Origin of the sequence: Cobetia sp. AM6, from assembly GCF_009617955.1 — a bacterium.
GTDB classification, from domain to species: domain Bacteria; phylum Pseudomonadota; class Gammaproteobacteria; order Pseudomonadales; family Halomonadaceae; genus Cobetia; species Cobetia amphilecti.
In genome coordinates this window covers 2065428-2090613 of record NZ_AP021868.1, presented here as the reverse complement: position 1 = coordinate 2090613, position 25186 = coordinate 2065428, and the positions used below count along the sequence as shown (strand labels likewise).

General features: G+C 53.1%; 17 protein-coding genes and 1 pseudogene. 16 read left to right on the top strand and 2 right to left on the bottom strand.

Annotated elements, in window-relative coordinates; all coding sequences use genetic code 11:
* Positions 1 to 334: 334 nt before the first annotated feature.
* The 4 genes from ectA (at position 335) to CLAM6_RS08865 (ending at position 5165) form a co-directional block, all read left to right on the top strand.
* The gene (ectA, locus tag CLAM6_RS08880) at positions 335 to 892 is read left to right on the top strand and encodes a diaminobutyrate acetyltransferase (RefSeq protein WP_441303524.1); all 558 of its coding nucleotides are present in this window, start codon (positions 335 to 337) and stop codon (positions 890 to 892) included.
* A gap of 282 nt (positions 893 to 1174) precedes the next feature.
* Complete coding sequence (gene ectB / locus CLAM6_RS08875; protein ID WP_107334781.1) at positions 1175 to 2440, top strand: diaminobutyrate--2-oxoglutarate transaminase; 1266 nt, start codon at positions 1175 to 1177, stop codon at positions 2438 to 2440.
* Positions 2441 to 2599: 159 nt separating this feature from the next.
* Positions 2600 to 2992: an ectoine synthase gene (locus CLAM6_RS08870; RefSeq protein WP_107334782.1), complete on the top strand. Its 393-nt coding sequence runs from the start codon at positions 2600 to 2602 to the stop codon at positions 2990 to 2992.
* Between the two features lie 277 nt (positions 2993 to 3269).
* Positions 3270 to 5165, top strand: a complete 1896-nt coding sequence (locus CLAM6_RS08865) for an EAL domain-containing protein (RefSeq protein WP_153635781.1) — start codon at positions 3270 to 3272, stop codon at positions 5163 to 5165.
* A 110-nt stretch (positions 5166 to 5275) separates the two neighbouring features.
* Here the strand turns inward: CLAM6_RS08865 and CLAM6_RS08860 are convergent, their stop codons facing one another.
* Positions 5276 to 5902: a DUF3833 domain-containing protein gene (locus tag CLAM6_RS08860; RefSeq protein WP_242007790.1), complete on the bottom strand. Its 627-nt coding sequence runs from the start codon at positions 5900 to 5902 to the stop codon at positions 5276 to 5278.
* A 475-nt stretch (positions 5903 to 6377) separates the two neighbouring features.
* On the opposite strand from CLAM6_RS08860, the gene CLAM6_RS08855 reads away from it, so the two are divergent.
* From CLAM6_RS08855 to CLAM6_RS08815, 9 genes are all read left to right on the top strand, one after another.
* A complete protein-coding gene (locus CLAM6_RS08855) occupies positions 6378 to 7574 on the top strand; it encodes a tyrosine-type recombinase/integrase (protein ID WP_242007789.1) in 1197 nt (398 codons plus the stop codon).
* A complete protein-coding gene (locus CLAM6_RS08850; RefSeq protein WP_153635779.1) occupies positions 7565 to 9685 on the top strand; it encodes a tyrosine-type recombinase/integrase in 2121 nt (706 codons plus the stop codon). Before CLAM6_RS08855 ends, CLAM6_RS08850 begins: the two co-directional genes overlap by 10 nt.
* Positions 9682 to 10113, top strand: a complete 432-nt coding sequence (locus CLAM6_RS08845) for a DUF6262 family protein (RefSeq protein ID WP_153635778.1) — start codon at positions 9682 to 9684, stop codon at positions 10111 to 10113. The genes CLAM6_RS08850 and CLAM6_RS08845 overlap by 4 nt, the downstream gene beginning before the upstream one ends.
* Positions 10114 to 10202: 89 nt before the next feature.
* Complete coding sequence (locus CLAM6_RS08840) at positions 10203 to 12122, top strand: ABC-three component system protein (protein WP_153635777.1); 1920 nt, start codon at positions 10203 to 10205, stop codon at positions 12120 to 12122.
* On the top strand, positions 12122 to 12721 hold the full coding sequence (locus CLAM6_RS08835; protein ID WP_153635776.1) for an ABC-three component system middle component 1: 600 nt from the start codon (positions 12122 to 12124) through the stop codon (positions 12719 to 12721). The genes CLAM6_RS08840 and CLAM6_RS08835 overlap by 1 nt, the downstream gene beginning before the upstream one ends.
* Entirely contained in the window at positions 12718 to 15720 is a 3003-nt protein-coding gene (locus CLAM6_RS08830; protein WP_153635775.1) for an AAA family ATPase, read from the top strand. Before CLAM6_RS08835 ends, CLAM6_RS08830 begins: the two co-directional genes overlap by 4 nt.
* A 1609-nt stretch (positions 15721 to 17329) precedes the next feature.
* Positions 17330 to 18160: an ATP-dependent zinc protease family protein gene (locus CLAM6_RS08825; protein WP_153635774.1), complete on the top strand. Its 831-nt coding sequence runs from the start codon at positions 17330 to 17332 to the stop codon at positions 18158 to 18160.
* Between the two features lie 102 nt (positions 18161 to 18262).
* A complete protein-coding gene (locus CLAM6_RS08820; RefSeq protein ID WP_043334234.1) occupies positions 18263 to 19825 on the top strand; it encodes an inactive transglutaminase family protein in 1563 nt (520 codons plus the stop codon).
* Between the two features lies 1 nt (position 19826).
* Complete coding sequence (locus CLAM6_RS08815; RefSeq protein WP_153635773.1) at positions 19827 to 20843, top strand: alpha-L-glutamate ligase-like protein; 1017 nt, start codon at positions 19827 to 19829, stop codon at positions 20841 to 20843.
* 157 nt (positions 20844 to 21000) lie between these two features.
* Here the strand turns inward: CLAM6_RS08815 and CLAM6_RS08810 are convergent.
* Positions 21001 to 21536, bottom strand: a pseudogene (locus CLAM6_RS08810) (DUF1826 domain-containing protein).
* Positions 21537 to 21996: 460 nt separating this feature from the next.
* On the opposite strand from CLAM6_RS08810, the gene CLAM6_RS08805 reads away from it, so the two are divergent.
* From CLAM6_RS08805 to CLAM6_RS08795, 3 genes are all read left to right on the top strand, one after another.
* The gene (locus tag CLAM6_RS08805) at positions 21997 to 22464 is read left to right on the top strand and encodes a Fur family transcriptional regulator (protein ID WP_043334236.1); all 468 of its coding nucleotides are present in this window, start codon (positions 21997 to 21999) and stop codon (positions 22462 to 22464) included.
* A gap of 59 nt (positions 22465 to 22523) precedes the next feature.
* Positions 22524 to 23861 carry a dihydroorotase gene (locus tag CLAM6_RS08800; RefSeq protein ID WP_153635771.1) on the top strand — a complete coding sequence of 446 codons (1338 nt, stop codon included), beginning with the start codon at positions 22524 to 22526 and terminating at the stop codon, positions 23859 to 23861.
* A 76-nt stretch (positions 23862 to 23937) separates the two neighbouring features.
* Entirely contained in the window at positions 23938 to 25086 is a 1149-nt protein-coding gene (locus CLAM6_RS08795; RefSeq protein WP_172978670.1) for a metal ABC transporter solute-binding protein, Zn/Mn family, read from the top strand.
* Positions 25087 to 25186 lie beyond the last annotated feature (100 nt).

Below are 25186 nucleotides of genomic sequence, written 5' to 3'. Positions count from 1 at the left end.
GAAGCCCTGGGGTTCAAGCACTAGTGCAGAACCCGACTCAGCGGCAGTGGCAACGAAAACAAGGCCAGATGCCGGATGAGCAGGCAATCAAACGGCGCCCCTCGGGGCGCCGTCTTGCGTCTAGTGGGGGAAAACCCCCAACGGGTGGTAGACAAGGGCGAGTGTTGCCCGGTTTAAGCCCCAGCTTGCCCGCTCACCGATACGGGGCTTTGTGATAATTCTGCGTTATCCATACGCTTCACGAGAATAATTTATGGTTTGCGATGTCCATAACGGTTTGTTATGGTTTATAGCGAATTCGCCAACTGCGAAATATTTTATGAAAACCATGACAATGACTTCCACGATTCAGGGCTTGGCCCACCACACCCACGATGCCGTGATCAACCGCCCCAGTGCGCCGTTGTTCATCCGTCAGCCGACTACCGATGATGGCTGGGGCATCTACGAGCTGGTCAAGGCCTGCCCGCCGCTGGACCTCAATTCAGGGTATTCGTACGTTTTGCTGGCCACGCAGTTCCGTGACAGCTGCGCCATAGCAACTGATGAGGAAGGTGAGGTCGTCGGCTTCGTTTCCGGTTACACCCGCAACGACGCCCCGCAGACCTTCTTCCTGTGGCAGATCGCCGTCGGTGAGAAGGCGCGTGGGACTGGCCTGGCACGTCGCTTGATCGAAGCCGTGATGAAGCGTCCCGAAATGGCGCACGTGCGTCATCTCGAGACCACCATCACGCCGGACAATGAGGCGTCCTGGGCATTGTTCACTCGCCTCGCCGAGCGCTGGCAGGTGCCGCTGCACTCGCGTGAGTACTTCTCTTCAGACCAGCTGGGTGGCGAGCACCTAGCCGAAAACCTGGTGCGCATCGGCCCGTTCCTGCCAAGAGACATCTGAGTGCTCGACGCGCTCAAGGCTCTTGTGCAATTAAGGCCCATGCGCAGCAAGGGCGGGTAGTAAACCGCAAGAAGTCCCGGACGGGACGCCGTCATGATTCTTGTGTCGGTCGTCGAGAAGAATCACGCCCCGTCCGGCAGATGTTCACGACAGGAAGGTTGTGACATCTCCTGCTGACCCCATGTGTGAGTGAGGTAGGGTCAGTGTCATTCGTTGGATCGTCTTTACATTCTGGTATGGCCATTTCAGTACGCGGCCATCCAACACCAGGGAGGTGACAGCATGAATACGCAGATTCTCGAACAGATGGAATCCGAGGTACGCACTTATTCGCGTTCTTTCCCGACCGTTTTCACCAAGGCGCAGAATGCCCACCTGTTCACCGAGGACGGCAAGCGCTACATCGATTTCCTCGCCGGTGCCGGTGTGCTCAACTACGGGCATAACCATCCGGTACTTAAGAAGGCACTGGTCGATTACATCAGCAATGATGGCATCATCCACGGCCTGGATATGTGGACTTCCGCCAAGCGCGATTTCCTCGAAGCGCTGGAGGAAGTGATCCTCAAGCCGCGTGGTCTGGACTACAAGGTCCACTTCCCGGGGCCGACCGGCACCAACGCGGTCGAAGCTGCCATTCGTCTGGCGCGCAAGGTCTCCGGCCGCCACAACATCGTGTCGTTCACCAACGGCTTCCATGGTGTGACCATGGGTGCGCTGGCCACCACCGGTAACGCCAAGTTCCGTGATGCGGCGGGTCTGCCGGCGCAGGGTGCGCAATTCGTGCCCTATGATGGCTACATGGGTGAGGGCATCGACACCGTTGCCTACCTCGACAAACTGCTCAAGGATTCCTCCAGCGGTCTGGATCGCCCGGCAGCAGTGCTGGTCGAGACCGTGCAGGGTGAGGGCGGGATCAACCCGGCCTCCATCGAATGGCTCCAGCGTCTGGATGCCTTGTGCAAGGAGCACAAGATCCTTCTGATCGTCGATGATATCCAGGCGGGTTGTGGTCGTACCGGCAAGTTCTTTAGCTTCGAACACGCCAACATCGTGCCGGACATCGTCTGCAACTCGAAGTCGCTGTCTGCCTCCGGTGTGCCGTTCGCGATGGTGATGATGCGTCCCGAGCTGGACCAGTGGAAGCCGAGCCAGTACAACGGCACCTTCCGTGGCCACGCATTGGCCTTCGTGACCGGCGCCGCCGCGCTGCGTCACTTCTGGAGCGACGACAAGTTCGAGCGTGATATCCAGCGTAAGGGCCGTATCGTCGAAGACCGCTTCCAGAAGATTGCCGCCAAGGCTCGCGAAAACGGCTTCGAAGCGCACGAGAAGGGTCGTGGCCTGATGCGCGGTATCGATGTCCGCGAGGGTGAGCTGGCCGATGCCATCACCTCACGCTGCTTCGAGCAGGGCTTGATCATCGAGACCAGTGGTCACTCCGGTCAGGTCGTCAAGTGCCTGTGCCCGCTGACCATCCGCGACGAAGACCTGCTGGAAGCCCTCGATATCATCGAGGAAAACGCTGCCGCAGTGCTGTCCAAGTAACGCTGTCTTCCCGCGGAGCGCCCGGTCATCGGCGTCCCGCGGGTTGTAGGTGAGTCTCTGGCTTACCATCCCCATCGATTGCCTATCCAGGTCACCCCTTCGTTTCGGTAATCGCCATCAGTCAGCTGTCGATGTCTGGCAGCGTAGTGAGGAAAATACATGATCGTTCGCAATCTTGAAGAAGCCCGCAGCACCGATCGTCTGGTCAAGGCCGAGAATGGCAACTGGGATAGCACGCGCCTGCTGCTCGATGAAGATGGTGGCAAGTGTTCGTTCCACATCACCCGCATCTTTGAAGGCACCGAGACCCACATCCATTACAAGCATCACTACGAAGTGGTGTATTGCATGGAAGGTGAGGGTGAGGTCGAAACCCTTGCGGATGGCAAGATCTGGCCGATCAAGCCGGGCGACGTCTATATCCTCAACGAGCATGATGATCACCTGTTACGTGCCACCAAGACCATGCACTTGGCCTGTGTGTTCACCCCGGGTCTGACCGGTAAGGAAGTCCATCGTGAAGATGGCTCCTATGCACCTGCTGAAGCCTGAGACTCTGCCATTTCGTGCGTGAGGCGCGAAGCGTCTGACCTCGAAAGGACAAGTGTCATCCAGAAAGCCCTGTAGCCTTGCTGCGGGGCTTTCTGCGTTGTGGTGTTGAAAGTCGCAGCGTGAGGTTGCCGCGCAGCAATGCGCGCAAGGGTTTCCACGCTCAATTATCGTTAGTGGTGCGCAGCTTGCCGGCTCTGCCAGTCAACAGTCGAGACGAGTATGCTCAAGTACGAACATGCGGTTATATCTCCTGGAAATTCCAACGAGGCAGTAGGCCATGGCAGATTCCACCCCAAAGACAACCCTCGCGCCGGGTGGCCGGCCCGGCTTCAGGCCGGCGGCACCTCATCCGCGCGAAGAAGAGCGTCTCAATAGCCTGCATTCTCTGCATGTATTGGATAGTGACCATGAAAAGCGCTATGACGATCTGACGCGGCTGGTCGCCGATATCTTTGATGTGCCCATCTGCCTCGTGTCGCTGGTGGATGAAGACCGCCAGTGGTTCAAGGCCCATTGTGGGCTGGATGCTCGGCAGACGGGCAGGGATCTCGCCTTCTGCGCCCACGCGCTGCATGAAGAGCGCTTTCTGGTCATCAATGATGCGCGCCAGGATGAACGCTTCTTTGATAACGCCCTGGTGACGGGGCCACCGCATGTCTGCTTCTACGCGGGTGCCGTGCTGCGTGACAGCAGCGGCCTGCCGCTGGGGACTTTGTGCCTGATCGACCACAAGCCCCGTCAACTGGATACGGCCCAGCTGGAGAGACTGGAGCGCTGTGCACTGCTGGTCGAGAACGAGCTCATCCAGCGTGATGCGCTGCTGGCAGAACGCGCACGTGCCACCCTGCAAGCCAATATCGACCCGATCACCGGCTACAGTCTGCGTCGTCGCTACCTGCAGCGAATGACGGCTTGGCTTGAAGAACGTGCCAGTCAGGGAGCGCTACAGGTCATCCTGGTCAAGCTGCAGAATGCCGAAAGACTGCGCAAGCAGCAGGGCGTCGACTTCTACGAGGGCGTGCTGCAATCACTGTCCCACCAGCTCAATGAAAACTTCGATGACGAGGGCCTGCTCAAGGGGCGCGTCAGTCACGACACCCTGATGATCCTGTTGCCGCGTGACCAGGCATTGCACGGCATGCGCTGGCATCGCTTCGTGGAACAACCCTGGTTGCTGCATCTCTCCGCCAACAGCCGGCCTGATCTGTTGATCGGAGCGGGCACCTTTGTTAGCGACAGCATGTCAGCAGCGGAACTGGTCGAGGTGGTGGAAGAGGAGCTTGTCTGTGCCAGTGAATGGGCGCCAAAAGAGAAGGGCGTCCAGTTCGCGGATCTCACGGACAACCTCAATCTGCGCCTCGAGATGAACAACCGCTTTGCCCAGGCGCTGCGCGACAATGAGCTGTGCATCCACCTGCAGCCCATCGTCACTGCGGGTAGCCAAGGCCTCAGTGGTCAGGAAGTGCTGCTGCGCTGGCAGGACAAGAACCGCTGGATCCCCCCCCATCAGATGTTGCGCATCGCCAGACACGCGGGGCTGGATGAGGAACTCGATATCTGGGTGCTGCGCAGAAGCTGCGCCTTGCTGAGCCATTGGCTGGCGACCAGGAAGGGCGACGACACCTTGTTGCCGCTGTCGCTGAACATCACGGCGTCGCGCCTGATCGAAACCGAATACATGGATGCCCTGCGTCGTGTCCTGCGCCTTTACCGGCTCAAGGGGGATTGCCTGCGCCTTGATATCAGCGGTGTCGAGAGTTTTTCCGCGACGCCTGAGCCATTGGTGCTGGCGATGAAATCGCTGGCCAATGACGGCATCAGCTTCTGTGTCGACCGTTTCGGTCCTGAGCATGACAGCCTGCGCCTGTTGAGCATGCTGTCCATCACCAGCGTGAAACTGCATCCACGCTGGATCAGTCTGTTGCAGACGGATCCACGTCAGGCGCGCCTGTTGAAAGCCTGGACGGCGGCCCTGCATATGTTGGAGATCTCCGCCGTGGCGGTTGGTATCGAACACTCACGCCAGCGCCAGACCATGATGGATCTGGGCTTTGACCAGTTGCAGGGATACGCCTTTGGAGAGCCCATGGCGCCAGAAGAGGATTACGGCAAGTGGTTGTCCAAGGTGGAGACATCGCTCGAGCAGCATGCGGGTGACTCCGCCGCCTCATGAGGGTTGGGCTGTCAGGCGCTGGAACCGACAAGGCTGGCGCTATCGAGGGGTGAAGCCATCAGGCAAGGCTCGAAGCCATCAGGGACTCACGTCATTGCCGCGCACGAGCGTCATTTCGGCTCAGCTGCCGGTGAATCACAGGGGCAGCGCTGAAATGCCAGGGTGATATTGGCGGCTTCGAGGCCCAGTTTGCGCATCGAGGTCCGGTTCAGGATGCGGCCATCCGGTTGCAGATACATCCAGTCATCCATGCTGAACTCCCAAGTACTGTCGTCGATCGGCACCTGAAGCACGTAGTTCATGCGCAAGGCATTACCGCGGGTCGTCGCTATCGCTTCGCCCGTCACATCCGCCGCTCGACCAGTCCATTGGCGATCACCCGCCGGGGTAAAGGTCCAGCGGCGGTGTTGTGTCTCGCCATCGGCATAGACGAAGTCTTCCTCCAGAATCAGCTGGTTGCCTTGCATGCTGCCGATGACATCGACCACGAACCGCCGCATCACCTCGCCACGGTAATCCTGCACCATGCCCCAGCCACGTGTGTGGCCCAGGAAGTAGTCATCGATTCGAAGCTCAGGGCCGCTGCCCGCGTAATCCTCTATCTGAGGTCCGCTACAGGCTGACAATCCCGCTGCCATGATCAACACGGCTGCGCGGCCGCTGATGCGCCGAAGGCGTCGAATGCCGTTGTGCATGAATCCAGCGCTAGCTGACAGACAGGACGGGAAGGAGGGCATCGCTGACTCCGGTTCGCGCCGATCCGTGAGTCATCACGGCGCGCGGCAAGGTTGAGTGACAAGATGAGCGGTGTGGGTCACATGTGGCCCGAATTATTCTACAACACTTGTGCATGAATGCTATCAAGGATAATTTTGTTCGCGCTCCTGGGCAACGGGCTGTTTGGCACTTGGATCGTGAAACAGGCCATCGTTGATGCAAGCCGACAGGTTCAACTCGCTGGACTTGGCCCGACGACTCGACTTGATGGACCTGACCTGATAGATCAAGGCAACTGACTCTACGGGCGCCCAGGATCACTGATGTAACCCGCATACCCTATGGTTCGTATAATATATATTATGTTAATATCGACACCAAGGGTGTCTATGTCAACTGTGTCCAATTGGGCTGTCAGAGTTGAGATTAGCTCCTTTGGGTTGACTAATATGCTCACCATGTCAAATATGGAGCATTCCATGGATGGTGATGCTTATGAAGCTCGTCAAAATTCGTTACAGCGACACAGCGGTCTCGTGGACCGTTCTTGACCAAGATGGCGAAACTGTTGCCCCCATTCGGGACTGGATCGTCCACCTTGAGGAAACCAACCTCTCTCCGAATACGATCGTCGCCTACGCACGCCACATGGCTCGTTTAGGTCGCTACCTCAATTCCAACGGAAAATCGATCTATAACATTTCGGTAAGCGATTACGATCATTTCCTTCAGTGGCTTCCCTACGCTTTAAGCGCTAAAGACGAGCCACCGCCAGAAAACCTCGTAACCTTTGATGCACGTTCTCTCCCGAAGCTTTCACCATCGCTGAAAAACCAGCTGCATTTGGCTACCAAATCCTTCTATCGCTATCTCCAGGGGCGAGATCCATTCGAGCACGTCAAAGGAATACAGTCACAGCATCATCAGGGCCTCTATAGCTATAAGCCCTTCCTCGAGCACATCAACAGCCGGCGCACAACCAAGCAGAAAGATCGTTACCTACGCGGTGACATTGGGAAGATCCAGAAACAGGTCACTGAAAAGCGCCTGTCTCCAGAAAGCGTCCTATTACTCATCAAAGCTTGCCATAGGCTGAGAGATGCTTTTCTGGTGACATTGCTGTACAACACAGGGATGCGCATTGGCGAGGCTCTAGGGCTCCGCCACACAGACATTGACCTCGAAGATAAGATCATCTGGATTATCCCTAGGGACGATAATGAGAATGGTGCCAGGGCTAAGGGACAACGTGTTCGTGCCATTCCGGTCATGGACTACTTGCTCGATATGTATGAAGACTTCATCACAAGCGATGAGTATCAAGACGCTTTTGAAGCGGGCACCGAATATGTATTTTGCAATATTCAGCGAGGCAGCATTGGACGTGCCCTTTCCCGTAGTTATGCAGAAAATCTAAAGAACTACTTAAAGCAACGAACCACTGTGGCTTTCACCTGGCATCATTTCAGGCACACGCATGCCAGTGAAGCCATTGTCGACGGCTATGGACTACTCGAAGTAGCGGATCGCCTGGGGCACGCAAGTCCACAGACAACCATGGATTTTTATAAACATTTATTTAGCCATGAAATGCGAAAGCTTCATCTGACGGGCCCAGAAAAGCTGGAAAAACGCCTCGAAGAATTCAGGAAGTTGCCACATATCACTGATAGAGGCGTAAAATGGATCTAAAGGTAATTCAGGGAAGTGCCGACAGCCAGGTTTTGTATGAAGAGCAGCTCTTGGCAAAAATTGAAACCTATGACAGCAAACTGTTCTTTAATGATGTTTGGGATGACGAATTTGTAAAAAACATTGAAATCTTTACGAATGAACACGTTGGAATAAACAGACCTATTGAATTTACTAGGCTACCGCTGATACCACAACTTGAACTGAAATGTTATTGGGCAAAATTTCTATCAGATGAACGCAACAACTCTCGTTCTTCTATAGAGCGCAGGCGTCTGCCAATGAGATGGCTAAACACCGACTGGGGAAAAATATCTAATCACTTTGGGGTTTCTTGCCTGGCAGATATACCCCACCCTGAGTTTACAACTCGTTATACCTCGAGCAGCGTAGAAAAAATTACTAAAAAACATAACGATGAACTTTTAGATATTTTTTCTAGATACTCGACCAATTCGAAGAGAAAGAAAATTAAGCAAAGTTATGTTAGTGACAACAACATTGTTGAAAAGGAGTATCTTCCAGCACGAATTACAGTTGCTGGCAATATCCACAAAAACATTGTAATTCAGAGGGAGCAATTCAAGCCTCTTCAGAGGCGAATGATTGTCTACCTCAATGATGTTTATAGCGAAGATGATTACAGATTCAAAGACACACAACGTACCACAGACAAATACCTTAATTTTTACCGTTACCCTGAATGGTTGCGTGATGCTGTCCGCTTTCATGTCATAAACAAAATTCAGCATGGTGAGTTAGCACCAAGCACACTTGTTGGTTACATGGGAAGATTTATAACTTTCCGCGACTTCATGTACGAGAAATTTGAGTCCCCCTCTCCTGCTCTTATATCAGATGAACTGATTGAAGGTGAGTATTTAGCATGGGGTAATAGGAAAGGCTTATCTGGGAAAAACTGGTTTACAGACACTGTGGCGATGCTACAAACGGCCTCAAGGGAATTCTCTGACAAATGGCCTTCTTTGTCAGTTTCCAAAAGAGCAGTCAAGAGAATCAAGAAGACACACTATAAAGAAGGGCTGGGGCGTATAGGATATGCGAATGAAGGCGTGGGGCGCTCCTACTCGCAGCGCATCATTGACGAGCTTCAGACGGCTGTCAAGGATGCCCCCTCCCCTATCCCTCAAATATTTATACTAATACTTGCTACGGGCATGCGCGCTGAAGATGGCCATTCAGTTCTCTTTGATTGCCTTAAGAATGATCCGGATGATGATAACTTTATGATCCTCCATTTCTGGCAGAACAAGGTCAGAAAGTGGAACAGAAAACCGCTCTCCAAAAGCGACAAATCTCACGCGGCATTAATAAAAGTCATTGAAGATCAGAGGAAGTCGATAGTTCAGAAGCACGGCACTCCAACAAAGTATCTTTTTCCTTACGTCACGGGAACTCGGGAAAGTTTTGTGTCTCAACAATGGACTGCGAGTGAGATAAAGAAAAAAGCTGTAAGTCGACAGGTGAAAGATGATGAAGGCAACCCCCTCACCTTTTCTTGGCACCCTCTTCGCCATACAATGGGCACATCTTTAGCACAAAATGGCCATGATATTCTTAATATCATGATGGAGCTTGGCCATACCAGTCCTGATATGGCGACGGTTTATGTCAACAACAGACTTGAATTGAAGAAAAAAGCTCTCCTTGAAAAAGGTAGCGGAAGGTTCTTTACGATACATGGCAGTGTCGATGATAAAATTGGTGAGCTTCTTGTCAGAAAGGAGCAACTAGCAGCTACTCGTGTCTGTGGCGGGGCTTGTTCAATGCCTGCTCAAATTGGCGATTGGTGTGAACACGCCAACGCCTGCTATACATGTAAACATTTCAGAGCTGATGCAAAAGATGTTGAATTTTTTAAATCTGAAAAACTTGCCATCGATGCTCTCATTCAAGAGCAGCAAGAAGAATCCCAAGAGCATGCAGAGTCAGGAAAAACAAGAATGTCAGAAATCACAGGCCGACGCCTCAGAAAGAACAAAGAAGTCTACGACTCTTTAGGCAAAATCGTTTCAGCCATAGAAGAAGACGGCATCTACAAAGGTGCTGAACAGAAAGCTAAACAGATAAAGCTGGAGTTTGTCGAATGAGCGGCAAAGCCACTGAAGGCCTCGCTAAAGCTAGAGAAGAACGAAGTTTGCGGAAGCGTCGTGCTGTAGAGGAAGCTATCGCGACTTTGAAAGAGCGTAATGAGGCCATAACATTTAAAGACATTGCTGCTCTCGCCGGGGTTAGCAGACAGTACCTATATAATAATTTTAAGGAATCCATATCAGCAGAGCGTGATAATGCACGTTTATCTTCATCAGAGATAGACGGCGTGACCGTCCCTTCACGCACTACTGAGGAATACCGTCATATAGAGGCTGTGTTGCGTAATAAGGTATATCGTTTGAAGCAGGAGCTCAGTTCTGTTCGAAAGGAAAATGCGCGACTCCAGCAGGACTTAGAGAAAGAAAGAGGACGCTCGGAGCATTTTAGGAAAAACTGGATAAATACGAGTACACGACAACAATAAAACATGAACTTGGAATTTCAAAGTGTAACGCAAGGTGAAGACTGCCAGCATAGCTGAGCACCGCGAAATGGGAATGAAGGGATGCCAAAATGATTAAAAGGTTTCGTCTTGAGCAAAAATCAAGATTCGAGAAAATTATTATTGCCCAATTCTTGTCGGAAATGCTAGACAAATTTATTTCAGGGCAGCCTGGGCCAGTTGAGATTGGCAGTGAACAAGGCGGCATTATTGAATGGGATGATGTTGTAATTCTTCATAATGATAGAACCTATGAGCATCTTCAGATCAAAAGACAAACTACAGACTTTTGCAACAAAAATTCCGATAAAACAAAAGTAACTATTAAGCCACGAAGAACGAAAGAGACCGGAAAAGAATGCTCTGAGAAAGGAAAAGAGCCTGCTAACTCAGTTCTTGATTCAGCTTTTTTAAGTCTGGCCAGTTGGTCAAAAGAAAACAATAATAGCAAAAGATTTTTTAATTTAATTTTGATAGGTGGCAATCTTGAAATAAAAAAAGATTTTAGAGTTAGCCACCTGGAAGAAATTTGCAAAACATGCGGCCAGGATGGGACTGAACCTAATGCTCTAGATAATAGGAATGATGGCCCTACAACCCGAGCCTATAACTGGCTGACCACTTGGTGTGGCTTTAGTGATTGGACTCATATCAAAAACACCCTAAGCCGTTGTAAGGTTACCTGTGTAGGAAACGATGAGTATGTAGAAAAGCAGGTGATAAACTTACTGGATCGGCATTTCACCGATTCTAGTGCAACGCTCGCTGTCCTCCTTGACTACATTAGCCGTGAAACTTCAGATGTTGCCAGCATAAAACCTCGTACTTTACTGCGCCACCTTAACGATTATCTTAAGCCAGAAATAGAGAAATGGACTCAGTATCTTATGAGTCCAAGCAAACCGGGCTCTGGCTACCTTTGGTCTGTCTCTGGAATTCACGATGTAGACAGTGAAGCTTCAGAGAGCTCCGCTACTGTGGTCGAAAAATTATGGGGGCAGAGCTCAAAAAATTGCAGCTTAAGAGTCTATGCAGACTGCACTCCTCCTAATTCTAACCTCACTCTACATTCTGCAGTACTTCGTTTGGCGCTTCATCTGCAAAATGGTAAGCAAGGTTTGATTTACCAAGAACCTTTGTGGCGTAGCTTTATCTTTAACGAGCTTGGCTATACCCTCGGTAATAGTGACGACGATCTTGAAGATTTAGTATGGATTGAAAATAGTGAAGCCCTGACTTGTGCTTTTCAACGTGAGTTAAAAACCCATACTGATACACGGAAAGAAGCTGAAGACCTGGACAAATCAATGGATTATATTGTCTGGGAGCGGCTGTGTTATAAGGTCTCTGAGCGTTTGGAAAGAATTAATGATACATCATTAATGTCTGCCATGGAGGCGACTTGGCAAGTCTGGTCAGAAACGCTTACAAGTGACTCAGTATGTCGGCGAAAATTTTTAGTAAAACTGCTTTACCCGTCTACCGAGGGTAAAAATGAGAAGCACGCATTACGTATTGGACCAAAAAATATAAATCTTTTAGTTAACGCCATAGAAACATTATTATTGGTAGCAGTTGCGATTGGGGATAGTGAGGCAAATTGGGAGTCATTCCCAAGTTTTGGAAAGGTGCTTAGCATTGCACTTAAAAACTGGTCTGGTCCTTCAGACGATAACCAAGAAGTACGTGAGCTGTCTGATGACAGTTTAACTGCTATTATCGGACCCAACCCACCACCTGTTGTTATACTATCAGGTGTCAGTGCATCTCCTTCTGAGTTGCTAAATGAAGGAATGGCAGATGATGCTGAAGCAGCTACTAGCATGGCAGCCGAACGACAGCCATATTTATTAGTTACACGTTCAAGATCCTTCAATCAGCTAAGAAAAGGATCATTAAACAAACTACAGGATTATTTTGGAAAGCATTTGAAAGAGCAATATGATGCTCGTCAAAATGCAATCGAAGGAAATGGAGAAAGGAGACTATAATGATGACAATCCAAGGAGTGATAGCTGCTATAGCAAAGCGTGTCGAAGGCCGTTATGAAGAACCTGTCATAAATCAAGAGCTGTTCTGTTTTCCAGATCCGGGGGTCGAATTTGAGACTTGCAGGCTCAAAAGAATAAATAGGCCGAATGCTGGTTTTAAAACAATTCTAATTGTAGATCTTTCTTATGAAAGCTCATCATTGCAGGCGGCATTTAGGTTGGCTGCTGATGTTCGTGATATTTTGCCTGAACCAGAAACTGCCGACTTATATATGTTTATGTTAATAAGAAAAATCCCTTTTGAAGATGCGACACGGATAGAAACAGATGATCGGTTCTGCCGAAAAGTGGTCGCAAAGGAGTCTGAAAAAGTAGATGAGCTTTTAGATAGAACTTTCTTATCTTCACTTTCATTGACTACAATCTCAGAAGGCCTCAATGATCCCCTCCTCGCTGCTTTAGCTTCTCTTGGAGATACTCACCCTTGGACACTTAGGCATCTTGACTCTTGGAGAAACTCTCTACTTTCGGGTAAAAACGGAAGCGAGATTGCAGATGAGCTAAGAAAACAAGCTTTTGATAGTGAGGCGCACCAATGACAAAGCTAGAATCCATCACTCTTTCCAATATTAGACGATTTGGGCAAGAGACAAATATCAAGCTCAGTCCAGGCGCAACTATTTTATTGGCCCCCAATGGCACTGGTAAGACAGCTTTTTTTGAAGCTGTTGAGCTTGGTCTTACCGGCAAGATATCACGATTAGGAGATGACTTAACTCCTATAATCCGTGATTCGCAAGATGTAGCTAGTGTCAATCTAAATTTTGGTGAAACACAAATCTCATCGAAAGTTAATACGTATGGTGAAACAATTCACTGTGGAAGCCTTGAAAGAATTTTTCCTGAAACAGACCCTTCTGATATTCCTTTTTTGCTCAGATTAACACATCTCCTTGATCAAAGAGGAAAAGATTGGTTAGTACAAGCCGATTCAAAGTCTGCAGGCTCTCAACTATCCCGACTCCCCATTGGAAGAGATGGTTCTCAAGTAAGCGCTTCTCTTAATAGTATTCGACGTTCAATTACAGATCAAGTTAAACAAGCTAGGAGCGCATTGGCTTCTTATGAGGATGAATTAGCGGATTGGCAAAGTTTAATAGCTGAGCGCGATCTCTCAGCCTCACAATCAAAAGAAGCTCTTCGTAGCAGAGAAACAATCATCGGCACAGTTACTAAGATAGCTCAACAGGCAGAGCTCATTGAACAGTTGCCGATGGGGCTTCTTTCAGAGCCGGTTAGGCAAGATGCCTTAGAGACAGTTTACTCTACACTGGAAGATCTACTTCAGTCCAAGATAGAGAGCCTACGAGATAAAACTATTGCCTTAAATGGTATTGATGATCTGATAGAAAAGTTTGATTCTGAGCAAGCTAGGATAGATAATTTTTATAAAGAGCTATCTAAAGAAAACTCACTGCTTAAAGATAAGAGGCATGAACGCGAAAAAATAGCAGCTGAGAAAGAGGTGCTTCAGAAAGAGATTGCGCACATTGAGCAACTACAAACATCTATTACTCAGCAGTTAAATTGGCATGAAAATGAAGCCAACGCGAAGCAAGAGGTCGATCAACGAACCATTGCGGTACAAGAAGCAAACGATGCACTAATTAAAGCTGAAAAAGATTACTCCGAGTTAAAAGAAGCCTTTGAAAGACACGAGTATGAGCGTGTACAGCATGAGAAAATAAGAGAGCAATCGCGGACATTAGAAAAAAAGGAATCTGATTTAAGGACCGCCCAGCAGTTGGTGAATCAGTGGATAGACACTGCCCGGGGAAAAAGTAATCTATCACTGGCTATTGGTGCTGCAAAAGAAGAAATTGAATCTCTTCGTGGGAAACTACAAGATGCGTTATTTAAACGTGATAAATGTCAAGCCGATGAAGCCCAGGCCAAAAACAACCATGTAGCAATTGACTCTGCAGCTGATGCTGTGCGTCAGGCTGTCGCATTAATTGCATCTCACTTGCCAGAAGATCGTAGTGACTGTCCACTATGTGGAGTAGAACATGGCCCTCAGGAGCTGCAAAAACGTGTTCATGAGGCATTAGAAACAATAGATCCTAATGTGGTAACAGCTGAACATCGTCATAAGACAGCATCTGACAAGCGCAGAGCCAGCGAAGGAGCAGTAACGGTGGCTCAGTCCGAGCTAAAGGCTTGTATAGATAAACTATCTTCACTGGAGGTTCAAGAATCCGATTTAGCCTCTAAGATAGAGAGCTTTCGATCTCATCCTCTTATCGCAAGCGGAACGATATCTCTTGCCCAAGATCTTATTAAGGATAAAACAGAAGAAGTTGCTAATAGTAGGCAACAGCTTGCTGAGAAAAAGAAAAAACTTAACACGTTCGTGGGAGAGGAATACTTTGATTTTGTTAAAACCTCTTACCATACAGCAAGTCTCTCCTTAGAAACTACAAGGAAAAATCGGTTCGAGGCGATTACACGACTTAAGCAAGCCGATGCATCTTATGCAGCAATAGCATCCGGCGACATTCCATCTAAAACCTTGGCAGAGCTATCTGTTGAAAAAAATAAAATAGAAAAAAAACTTTACGAAATGAACTCAAAGGAAAATGAACAGCAATCCTTTCTAGAAAAAAATGAATCTCAAATATCTGAAATAAATCATAGAATATCAAAGCTCGAAAATCAGTTGAAAGAGGTGCAATCAAGAGTTTCACAGTATCGTGCATCTTGGTACAGCTTTAGATTGCCTGGAGATCCTGATTCAGAGGTAAGCTACAGACACAAGCTTCAGCTTGAAATGATCGTCTCACAATTAGAAAATCATTATAGCGCTTTGGAATCCATCAATAGCGAAATTGTTGCTTGGGGTAATTTTGAGAAAACTCGTACAACTCAGGAGTTCTTGGATCGCCGGCGCGGCGACTTGTCAGAAGATGAATTTTGTGAAGAGCTAAATAAGAAATTAGAAACTGAAAAAGCTGATGTAGAACAGCTTACATCACTTTCTAATGCCATGGAGTCATTTGGCGGTTTCTTATCTACCGAAATCAAAAATGTTCAGAAGCATGTTGTTTCTGTAGTACCACGTTGGCAGGCACTCCTTAAGCGTATAATTAGGGATCAAAGGTTTTCCGAAACAAGTTTAGATTTCTATAGCGCTTACAAAAAAGAGCGGGCTGAGGTATCCGCGCCCTTACATAACAAGAAAGTCTCTGTTCCTGCTATCGCGAGTGAAGCACAGCTAACAGACCTGCAGTTAACCTTTCTTCTTTCAATGGCTATGAACCATCATTGGTCTCCATGGAGAGCTTTGCTGCTAGATGATCCAACACAGCACCATGATCTAGTGCATGCATCCTCAGTATTTGATGTCCTAAGGGACTATATTGTTGAGCATAAGTTTCAAGTTGTAGTTGCGACACACGATGCTATTCAAGCTCGATATTTTATGCGAAAACTTCAGAATGATGGGATTGATGTACGGGTCTGGTCGCTAGTCCCTGGTCATGGAGGTGTTACAGCAGAGGAAATTAATTTCTCAAAAAGAAAATCTAAACCTAGTTAGCATGATATAATAATGCCACATAACTACTGTTAGCCTATTATCCATTATCGCGCCCTCTTTGAGGGCGCTTTTTATCTTCACGGTTGTTAAAAACAAGTTTTACTTAGAAGCTTCAAAATTCCCCAAGAACATTCTTCAATTGGCTCACATGGCCTCTTGAGTTCGATTACACTTCCCCCCAGCCGATTTAGTGGTGATTGCTTTTTTCTCATTAGTTTTCTTCCTTGGTTGTAGCTTATCAAGTGCCTTTCTACTAATTTAATACTTTAATGACAAAGATTAAATCTAAGACTGCCTCCAACCTCTCAGAATATTTGCTATCAGCGGTAAAAATGGCCTCAATACTCCCTTTTCAGGAACTAAAAGATCATCAATGACAGTTTGTTTGCCAAGGAAACTTGGCTTGTTTCTCCATTGGATCGAGGGCGACGTCGTCTCTGGCTCCCTGCCGGCCAACCAACACGCATTGGGCAATCGCCAACGCCGTGCCATTGCCTACCATGAGCGGCATCGCGAGCTAGCGGCCCCCCGTTACGCGCCTTCCCTTGCATGGTTGGGGCCTCGTTGCTGCCCGATGTGCTGTGTATTCACAACTGGCTTTGGTGAGGGTTCGTACGGCATACCGCAATTATACAATATATAGTGTTACCCGAGCTTTCACATCGCTTGCCCTTAGAATGAGTAGGTAGGCCTAAATAGGACTGCCTAGCTGGATGCATGCCAATACCGCAAAACCCATAATTGACATAGAAAAAGGTGCAACACATTGATTTTGCTATATAATTACATATTTGGTGTGCATACATGTTAAATGCGGTAGTTCGTAAGCGTGCTCAAGCTGTGTACGTCGGTGCCTTGTTCATCCGGGCTTTGTTCATCCGGGCTGTGTACGTCAATGCTTGAGCGTCGATCTTCAGGCACCTGACCTCCTCCGCGCGAATGACAGCTTCTGCATAGCTGCTTGTGAACCTCAGGTTCTGCTTGTCATTAAAGTCAGTTGATAAAGTCAGCCGATGGAGTCAGTCGACGTTCCCGCCTATCTTTTGCTGAGTGGCCTGCATTTGGTCAGTTTGGCGACAGTCTGACTCGCTTCGGCGGCGGGCTCGCATCCGAGATCGTGTCGTTGTCATGTTGTGATCCCGCGCTGATGATGCAGTGACATCCTGAACAATGCGCAAACAGTGAGGTCTGGCTGTGCAAACTGCCGCGAAGGCTGCTCCTGTCTGGAGGCTGGATTCCATCAAGGTTTTCGTCACCTGAAGGCGACGCAAGCCAAGCTGGCGTTATACGTCAAGCCGGCTGACAGCGGCCCTGACCCACGCCTGGCGGGAGCTCGTGTGGTCTGTCCTCGACTGGCGACAGAAAGTGATCGCTACGTTGGTGAATTGCAGGCAATGGCTCGGCGTCAGGTGCTGAAACATGGACAGTCACCATTCGGGCTACGTATGATCGCCCCCAGTAACGCTTCGGTGCTAGAACGCCCAAGCTATACAAGGGAATACCCAGGCATCGTCGGATCAGTGTGCTGACTGACGATGGACAAGAATTATGTCTGCCGTTCACACAGGTTGTAGAGCGGCAGCAAGGCTGAACAGGAACCTTCTCCCCTATGCTGATCCGCAAGCTGCTATTGCCTGTTACCTTGACCAGTGTCGTCGTCATGGCCGGCTGCGTCCCGGCACAACCGCAACCGCAGAAACCGGTATTGACGCCAGATGCCTTCTCACAGCGCATCGATGCGCTGCAGGAGCAGCTGGCAGGCCAATGCAACGTCCAACAGCAGCAACTTGCCGACCAGCAGGCACTGAGCCGCTCTCTGCGTCGTGACGTGCGAGAAGTCGGCAGTCAGCTGCGCCAGATCCATGCCGAGATGGAACAGCCCGCACAGCCGCAGGCCGTGGAAGCCTGCAAGGCCGTGACCGACAACCCCATCCTCGACAAGGCCTTGCTTGGGCGTGTCGAGTGGGTCGGTTTCCCGACCATCAGCAGCTACTTCAAGGCACGTATCGACACCGGGGCCAACACCTCGTCGCTGTCGGCGCGTGATATCACCGAATTCGAGCGCGATGGCGCCAAGTGGGTCAAGTTCAAGCTCGCGCTGCGGGATGACGGCAAGTATTTCGTGTCAGGCGATCGTGACAAGTGGGTCGAAGCCCAGGTCAGCCGCACGGTGACCATCATCCAGGCCTCCGGCCGTGAAGAGCGTCCCGTCGTCAGCCTGCTGATGACACTGGGTGACATCAAGCAGAAGGTCGAGTTCACCCTCAATGATCGTCGTGATCTCACCTATCCGGTATTGCTGGGCCGTCGCTTCATGATGGACATCGCTGCGGTGGACGTCAGCCGTACCTTCATCAATGCACGTCCGGAGTATCCGGGCAGTGCACCCAGTAACGAAGCGGCCAAGGACGAGGACCCGAACGAAGGCAACCGCGACTGAGTGGCAAGCGCCCTCCTGTCTCCTCTGCCCGGCTTCGCTGCCTGACATGGCTCGGTGCTCCACCGAGCCATCATGACTGCTCCAGACATTTCAAGGACTCCCATGTCGCGTTTTGCTTTCTATCTTCTGGTCGGCCTGTTGATGCTGATCGGTGTGGGCCTGACCGCCTATCGCCATATTTCGTTTGATGTGCCCTGGGTGCCCGGTGCACAGCAGAAAGTGTGGGATATCGAAGCCCAGGTGGCCTTCACGGCCACTGGCGGCCCGGTCAAGGCGTCGCTGGCGCTGCCGGAAAACCAGAAAGGCTACAGCGTCCTGACCGAGAACACGGCGTCCTCGGGCTTCGGGCTGTCCTATCTGGATGACCTGCCGGGCCGTCGTGCCGAATGGTCGATCCGTGAAGCGGCAGGCTCGCAGCTGCTGTATTACACCGTGACCATGCTGGAGTCCGACAACGCGACGCCTGCGGCCATCAAGCGCCTGCCGGCCCCTCAGGAAGTCTCCTGGGAGCGTCCCTACGATACCGCCGCGGCCCAGGTCATCGATCAGGCCCGTGAGCGCAGTGCCGATTCGTTCACCTTCGCACGTGAGTTGATCAAGCAGTTCGACAATCAGCGTCAGGGCGAGAATGCGCGCCTGCTGCTGACCCAGTTCGAGCGTCCCGAGTTGATGCTGCGCCTGCTCAATGAGGCCGGTGTCAGTGCGCGTCTGGTCAGCGGCCTGAGTCTGGAAGACGGTCGTCGTCGCCAGACGGTCTCGTCGTGGTTGCAGGTCTTCGCCGAAACGCCGCAAGGCAACGAGGCGGTGGATGTCGAGGCCGCCGATGCTGAAGACATCAACACCGACTGGGTGCTGATCAATCCGGAAACCGGCAAGCAAGGTGAGCCGGACAACCTGCTGCTGTGGGAAGGTCGTGGCGCGCCGATGCTGGAAGTCGAAGGCGGCGTGAATTCCCGTGTCAGCTTCTCGATGATCCGTCACAACGAGCCGGCGGCCGTCGCGGTGCGCAACAAGCTGGCCAATGACGAGCTGCTCAACTTCTCGATCCACTCCTTGCCGCTGGAAGAGCAGGCGCTGTTCAAGACCATCCTGCTGATCCCGATCGGCGCGCTGGTCGTGGTGCTGCTGCGTGTACTGGTCGGTCTCAAGACCTCCGGTACCTTCATGCCGGTATTGATCGCCCTCGCCTTCATCCAGACAAGTCTGGTGACCGGCTTGATCGGCTTCCTGCTGATCGTCGCGACGGGCCTGGTGATCCGCAGTTACCTGTCACGGCTCAATCTGCTGCTGGTGGCGAGGGTCTCGGTGGTGATCATCACGGTGATCGCGATCATCTCCATCTTCTCGGTACTCGCCTATCGCTTCGGTCTGAACGCCGGCCTGACCATCACCTTCTTCCCGATGATCATCCTGTCGTGGACCGTCGAGCGCATGTCGATCCTGTGGGAAGAGGAAGGTCCCAAGGAAGTGCTCAAGCAAGGTGGCGGCAGCCTTCTGACCGCTGTGCTGGCCTATCTGGCGATGAACAATCCGTGGGTGCGTCACCTGACCTTCAACTTCCTCGGTCTGCAACTGGTGCTGATGGCCTTCATCCTGCTGCTCGGCAACTACACCGGCTATCGTCTGCTGGAATTGCGCCGCTTCAAGCCGCTGACGGAGGATTGAGATGCTCTCGTCATGGCTGAATCGCTGGTCGCGCAACTGGACCACGCCGGGCGCCTTGCGCGCCCGGGGGGTTGTCGGCATGAATCGCCGCAACATCGGGTATATCTCGAAATACAACGACCGCCGTCTCTATCCGCTGGTCGATGACAAGCTGCAGACCAAGCTGCTGTGTCAGAAGTACGGCCTGGCCTCGCCGGAGATGATCGGAAAGGTCGCCAGCCAGTTCGAGGTCGAGCGCGTCGTCGACATGGTGCGCGATCACACAGGCTTCGTGATCAAGCCGGCCAAGGGCTCAGGCGGCAAGGGGATCCTCGTCATCGAGCACCATGATGGCGAAGAGTATGTGAAGCCCAGTGGCGCGCGTATCACGCGTGCCGATATGGAACGCCACGTCTCCAACATCCTGTCAGGGCTCTATTCGCTGGGCGGCTCACCGGATGTGGCGCTGGTCGAAGGCTTGATCTCCTTCGATCAGGCCTTCGCCGAGTTCACCTATGAGGGTGTGCCGGACATTCGCGTCATCGTCTTCAAGGGCTATCCCGTGATGGCGATGATGCGCCTGTCGACGGCGGCCTCGGATGGCAAGGCCAACCTTCACCAAGGCGCGGTCGGTGTCGGGCTGGATATCGGCAGTGGCTGGGCGGTGCGCGGCGTGCAGTATGATCGCCCGCAGTTCGCGCACCCCGATACCGGGCACGATATCTTCTCGCTCAAGGTGCCGCAGTGGGACACCCTGCTCGAGCTGGCTGCCGGCTGTTACGAGATGACCGGACTGGGGTATCTGGGCACCGACATGGTGCTGGATCGTCGCCATGGCCCGATGCTGCTGGAGCTCAACGCCCGACCGGGGCTCGCCATCCAGATGGCCAATGGCGAGGGCCTGCGCAAGCGGCTCGAGCTGATCGAGCGTCAGCCCGACGGTGTGCCGGTCGCCGAGCGTGTCGCCTTTGCGCGCAAGCATTTCTCGCGCAGCAAGGAAGATGTCGCCAATGTCGGCATGGCGCCCATCGCGGACTGATGTCGGTCTCCCTGGGCCTGCCGAGTGACGGTTCTGCCGAACGACTGTTCTGCTGACCGATGCCTTGGTTGATCGACTTGTCCTGCGTGTGGAAAGACAGAAACACCCCGCCAAGGCGGGGTGTTTCTGTTTGGTGAGTCGTAAGCGAAGCCTTGGCTCAGCCGGGGTCCATGCTCAACATCAGGCGACTACCATTGGGCACCACCGGTGAGCGATGGATCAGCCCTCGCCCTTCGTTGCCCGGCCAGCACTCGCCCTTGAGCAACGCCAGGCTGCCCGGGCGCAGCTCATGTATCTCGCCGGGGGCCAGGCAGATGTCATGATGGCCGGGCTGGCCGTGGCCAGCGCCAGTCTGTCGGCGGCATGTTCCGGCAGCCACTGGGTGCCCGGGCCGTCGTAGGTCGTCACCAATCTGACCGGGATGCGATCGACATGAAAGCGCGGGCACATGGCGCTCTGGGTCATCTCCAGTCGCATGCCGATGTCCTTGACCTCGAAGAGCTCGCCCATGGCCTCACCCAGTACACGGATGTCCTCTATCAGCGCAGTCCCGGCATCCGGTGCGGGAAGGTAGCGCTCCAGCGCCTCACGCAGATCACTGATCGGGCCGCGCCAGCGCATGCGCAGCGGGTAGGCACCCGAGGATTGAGCCTTGACCGCCATCTTCAATGCCGCATCGATGCGGCGTTGCATCACGGCCAGACTGATGTCAGGGTCGAAGATCGCCCCCAGGTCATGTGCCTCGTGACCGATATGCCAATGGGCCGCGGGCCTTGGCGCCGACGCGAGGGGCGAAGGTGACGAACTGGCTGCCAGGCGTGGCTCGGGTCGTGTGTGAAGGGGTGGGTGCAGCGCCTCGAACTGGGCCATGAAATCTTCCTGTCAGGGATGGGCGCGGGTCTATCACCGCGACCAGAAAGCGATAATTGTTATGTTATATCATATTGATCGCTTGTCCATGCTTTCATGTCAGCTCAGCGCCGTGCGTTGCCTTTGAGTGACTCACTCAGCCCCGATGCCTTTGCCGGTGGCCCGTCATGGCCCATTTGCCCTAGAATAAGCATCTGGTCATTCAGGCTGCGCGCTGACGCACTTGCCCTCATCGCGCTTGACGCCTTTTGACATCCGGGATTCACGACACTCAGGATTCTTCATGCCAGAGCCACTTTCGCTGATCGACCAGGCCGAACGTCAATGTCTGGCGCGCGGTGTGCGATTTACGCCGATTCGGCGACGTGTACTGGAAATGATCGCGACCAGTCATGGCGCACTCAAGGCGTATGACCTACTGGATCAGCTCGCCAAGGAACATGGCGCTGCCCGCCCTCCCACGATCTATCGTGCACTGGACTTCCTGCTCGAACAGGGCCTCGTCCATCGCATCGAATCACTCAATGCCTACCTTGCCTGCCACTGCCCGGAACATCAGCACGGCTTTCAGCTGTTGATCTGCCGCGGCTGCGGTCGTGTCGAGGAAATGCATGATGACGATCTCGGTACTCGGCTAGTCGCCAGCGCCGATCGCCATGGTTTCTCGATCGAACGCCAGACCATCGAACTCGAGGGGCGTTGCCAGGATTGCACCTCTCAAGCAGCTGCCATGGCAGAAAACGCTCAGTGAACGGCGCTTGCGAGCGCTTTTGATACGATATAACATTTGCTTCCCACGGAGGACGTCACATGCTGGACATCCGCATCTCACAGGCGCAAGTCGTCAATGAAGGCACCATTTCCACTCAGGATGTGGGCATCAAGGACGGGCGTATTCACGCCATCGGCAACGACCTGTCTCACCTCGATGCACGTGAAGTGATTGATGCCGCTGGCCGCCATCTGCTGCCGGGCATGATCGATGATCAGGTGCACTTCCGTGAGCCGGGCCTGACCGCCAAGGGCAACATCGCCACCGAGTCTGCTGCTGCCGTGGCCGGGGGGATCACCACCTTCTTCGACATGCCCAATGTCAAGCCGGCGACCCTGGACAGCGATGCACTGGAAGCCAAGTTTGCCGTGGCGGCCGGTCGTGCCCATGCCAACCACGCCTTCTATCTGGGTGCCAGCAACGACAACCTGGAAGCGATCAAGACGCTGGATCCGAACCAGACCTGCGGCATCAAGATCTTCATGGGCGCCTCTACCGGCAACATGCTGGTCGATGACCCGGAGATTCTCGAAGGCATCTTCAAGCATGCCCCGACGCCCATCGTCACGCATTGCGAAGACACGCCGATGATTCTCGAGAACGAGGCGCGCTGGCGTGAGCGTTTCGGGGAAGACGTGCCCTTCTCCGAACACGGCCTGATCCGCTCGCGCGAAGCCTGCATCAAGAGCTCGCGTCTGGCGATCGATCTGGCGACCCGCAACGGTACCCAGCTGCATGTCCTGCACCTGACCACCGCTGAGGAAATGGCGCTGTTCAAGGCTGGCCCGATGAAGGGCAAGCAGATCACCGCCGAAGTCTGCGCGCACCACCTGTGGTTCAGCGACACCGATTACGACACCCGTGGCAGCCTGATCAAGTGCAACCCGGCAGTGAAGACCGCCGAAGACCGCGCCGCCCTGCGCGCTGCCGTGATGGATGGCCGTATCGATATCATCGCTACCGATCACGCGCCGCATACCTGGGAAGAGAAGCAGAACCCGTACTTCAAGGCGCCTTCCGGCCTGCCGCTGGTACAGCATGCCCTGCTGTCACTGCTCGATCAGGCCCAGGACGGCATCTACGACCTGGCGACCCTGGTGCAGAAGACCAGCCACAACGTGGCGGATCGCTTCTCCATCGTCGATCGCGGCTACATCCGTGAAGGGGCCTTCGCAGACCTGGTGCTGGTCGACCTCAATGGCGAGACCAGCGTCACGCGTGACAACGTGCTCTACAAGTGTGGCTGGAGCCCCTTCGATGGCGTGACCTTCAAGGCGCGTATCGATGCGACCTTCGTCAACGGCGTGAAAGCCTATGACGGCAAGACCGTCAATCCGGTGGCCAACGGCCAGCGACTCTCGTTCAACCGCGGCTGATGGCGGTCCTGGCGTGCCGGTTCTCGGCACGCCCTGTCCGCATCATGCCGTGATCACTAGCAAAGGAAGTGGTGTCATGAGTATGCATGCGGGCTCTCCCCTGGCGTCTCGCCAAGTGTTGTGTGAAAAGCTGCTGTCCCGGGTCCAGCGCACGCTGGGTCCGCGGGCTGCGCGTGCCCTGCCGCTGAGTGTGCTGGGCGCGCTTGCCGCGTTCGCGACGCCTGCCGCCCACGCCCAGGACAGCGCCCCTCTGCATGTGGCCGTCAGCGTGCCGCCCATCGCATGGATGGTCGATCAGCTGGCCGGTGAGCATGTCGAGATCACCACGCTGGTCAAGCCGGGCGACAGCCCGCACGCCTACGACCCGACCCCGCGCCAGGTGGCCGAGCTGTCGACGGTTCCTCTCTATCTCGCCATCGGCGTGCCCTTCGAGCAGGTGTGGTTGCCGCGCCTGGTGAAGAACAACGCCGAGATGCAGGTCGTGCATCTGGAAGAGGGTCTCAACACACGCCACTTCGGCAGTGGTGAGGCCCATGACCACGGTCATGATGAAGCGCATGCTCATGAGCAGGACGCGCATCACGATGGTGATCACGACGAGCATGCTGATCATGAGGCCCACGAAGAGCATCACGGCGAGCACGAAGGTCACGACGAGCACCACGATGAGCACGCTGATCATCAAGAGCATGTTGCCCAGCATGGCGAGGATGAGGACCTCGGCGAAGCCGACCCCCACCTCTGGCTGGACCCGCAGCGCATGCAGACCGTCGTCGAGCGTGCCGCCGAGGTGCTCGAGGGCCGCCTGCCGCAACATGCCAGCGAGATCGATGCCAATGAGCAGCGTCTGCTCAAGACCCTGAGCGAGCTGGATGCGCAGATCGCTCAGACGCTGACTCCCTACAAGGGCCGCAACTTCCTGATCTTCCATCCCAGCTTCGGCTACTTCGCGGACCGCTACTCGCTCGAGCAGCATGCCATTGAAGTCAGTGGCCGTGAGCCCACGCCGCGCGAGATGGCCACGCTGATCACGCGTGCCAAGGATGAGAACATTGGCACCATCTTCGTCTCGGGGCAGTTCTCCCAGACGGCGGCCAAGCGGATCGCCAGCTCGCTGGAGGCCGAAGTGGCCGTGCTGGACCCGCTGGCAGAGGATTATCTCGACAACCTGAAGCACGCCACCGAAGCGCTGAAGGCGGGTTTCGAGTTGACTGACAGCCAGTAATTGTCGGCCGGGTATTGCGCATATCGCCTGATCTTGCACAATGCCCTGCCCCATCGAAAAGTCAGACGGGCGCTCATGCGCCCGTCTGCGTTGCAACGAG

What these genes read in the sequence shown, in the direction of transcription:
- CLAM6_RS08860 (WP_242007790.1), bottom strand. Translation starts at nt 5,902, where the DNA reads ATGCCCTCCTTCCCGTCCTGTCTGTCAGCTAGCGCTGGATTCATGCAC.
- ectB (WP_107334781.1), top strand. Translation starts at nt 1,175, where the DNA reads ATGAATACGCAGATTCTCGAACAGATGGAATCCGAGGTACGCACTTAT.
- ectA (WP_441303524.1), top strand. Translation starts at nt 335, where the DNA reads ATGACTTCCACGATTCAGGGCTTGGCCCACCACACCCACGATGCCGTG.
- CLAM6_RS08800 (WP_153635771.1), top strand. Translation starts at nt 22,524, where the DNA reads ATGCTGGACATCCGCATCTCACAGGCGCAAGTCGTCAATGAAGGCACC.
- CLAM6_RS08840 (WP_153635777.1), top strand. Translation starts at nt 10,203, where the DNA reads ATGATTAAAAGGTTTCGTCTTGAGCAAAAATCAAGATTCGAGAAAATT.
- CLAM6_RS08815 (WP_153635773.1), top strand. Translation starts at nt 19,827, where the DNA reads ATGCTCTCGTCATGGCTGAATCGCTGGTCGCGCAACTGGACCACGCCG.
- CLAM6_RS08835 (WP_153635776.1), top strand. Translation starts at nt 12,122, where the DNA reads ATGATGACAATCCAAGGAGTGATAGCTGCTATAGCAAAGCGTGTCGAA.
- CLAM6_RS08825 (WP_153635774.1), top strand. Translation starts at nt 17,330, where the DNA reads ATGCTGATCCGCAAGCTGCTATTGCCTGTTACCTTGACCAGTGTCGTC.
- CLAM6_RS08820 (WP_043334234.1), top strand. Translation starts at nt 18,263, where the DNA reads ATGTCGCGTTTTGCTTTCTATCTTCTGGTCGGCCTGTTGATGCTGATC.
- CLAM6_RS08870 (WP_107334782.1), top strand. Translation starts at nt 2,600, where the DNA reads ATGATCGTTCGCAATCTTGAAGAAGCCCGCAGCACCGATCGTCTGGTC.
- CLAM6_RS08865 (WP_153635781.1), top strand. Translation starts at nt 3,270, where the DNA reads ATGGCAGATTCCACCCCAAAGACAACCCTCGCGCCGGGTGGCCGGCCC.
- CLAM6_RS08855 (WP_242007789.1), top strand. Translation starts at nt 6,378, where the DNA reads ATGAAGCTCGTCAAAATTCGTTACAGCGACACAGCGGTCTCGTGGACC.
- CLAM6_RS08850 (WP_153635779.1), top strand. Translation starts at nt 7,565, where the DNA reads ATGGATCTAAAGGTAATTCAGGGAAGTGCCGACAGCCAGGTTTTGTAT.
- CLAM6_RS08845 (WP_153635778.1), top strand. Translation starts at nt 9,682, where the DNA reads ATGAGCGGCAAAGCCACTGAAGGCCTCGCTAAAGCTAGAGAAGAACGA.
- CLAM6_RS08805 (WP_043334236.1), top strand. Translation starts at nt 21,997, where the DNA reads ATGCCAGAGCCACTTTCGCTGATCGACCAGGCCGAACGTCAATGTCTG.
- CLAM6_RS08795 (WP_172978670.1), top strand. Translation starts at nt 23,938, where the DNA reads ATGAGTATGCATGCGGGCTCTCCCCTGGCGTCTCGCCAAGTGTTGTGT.
- CLAM6_RS08830 (WP_153635775.1), top strand. Translation starts at nt 12,718, where the DNA reads ATGACAAAGCTAGAATCCATCACTCTTTCCAATATTAGACGATTTGGG.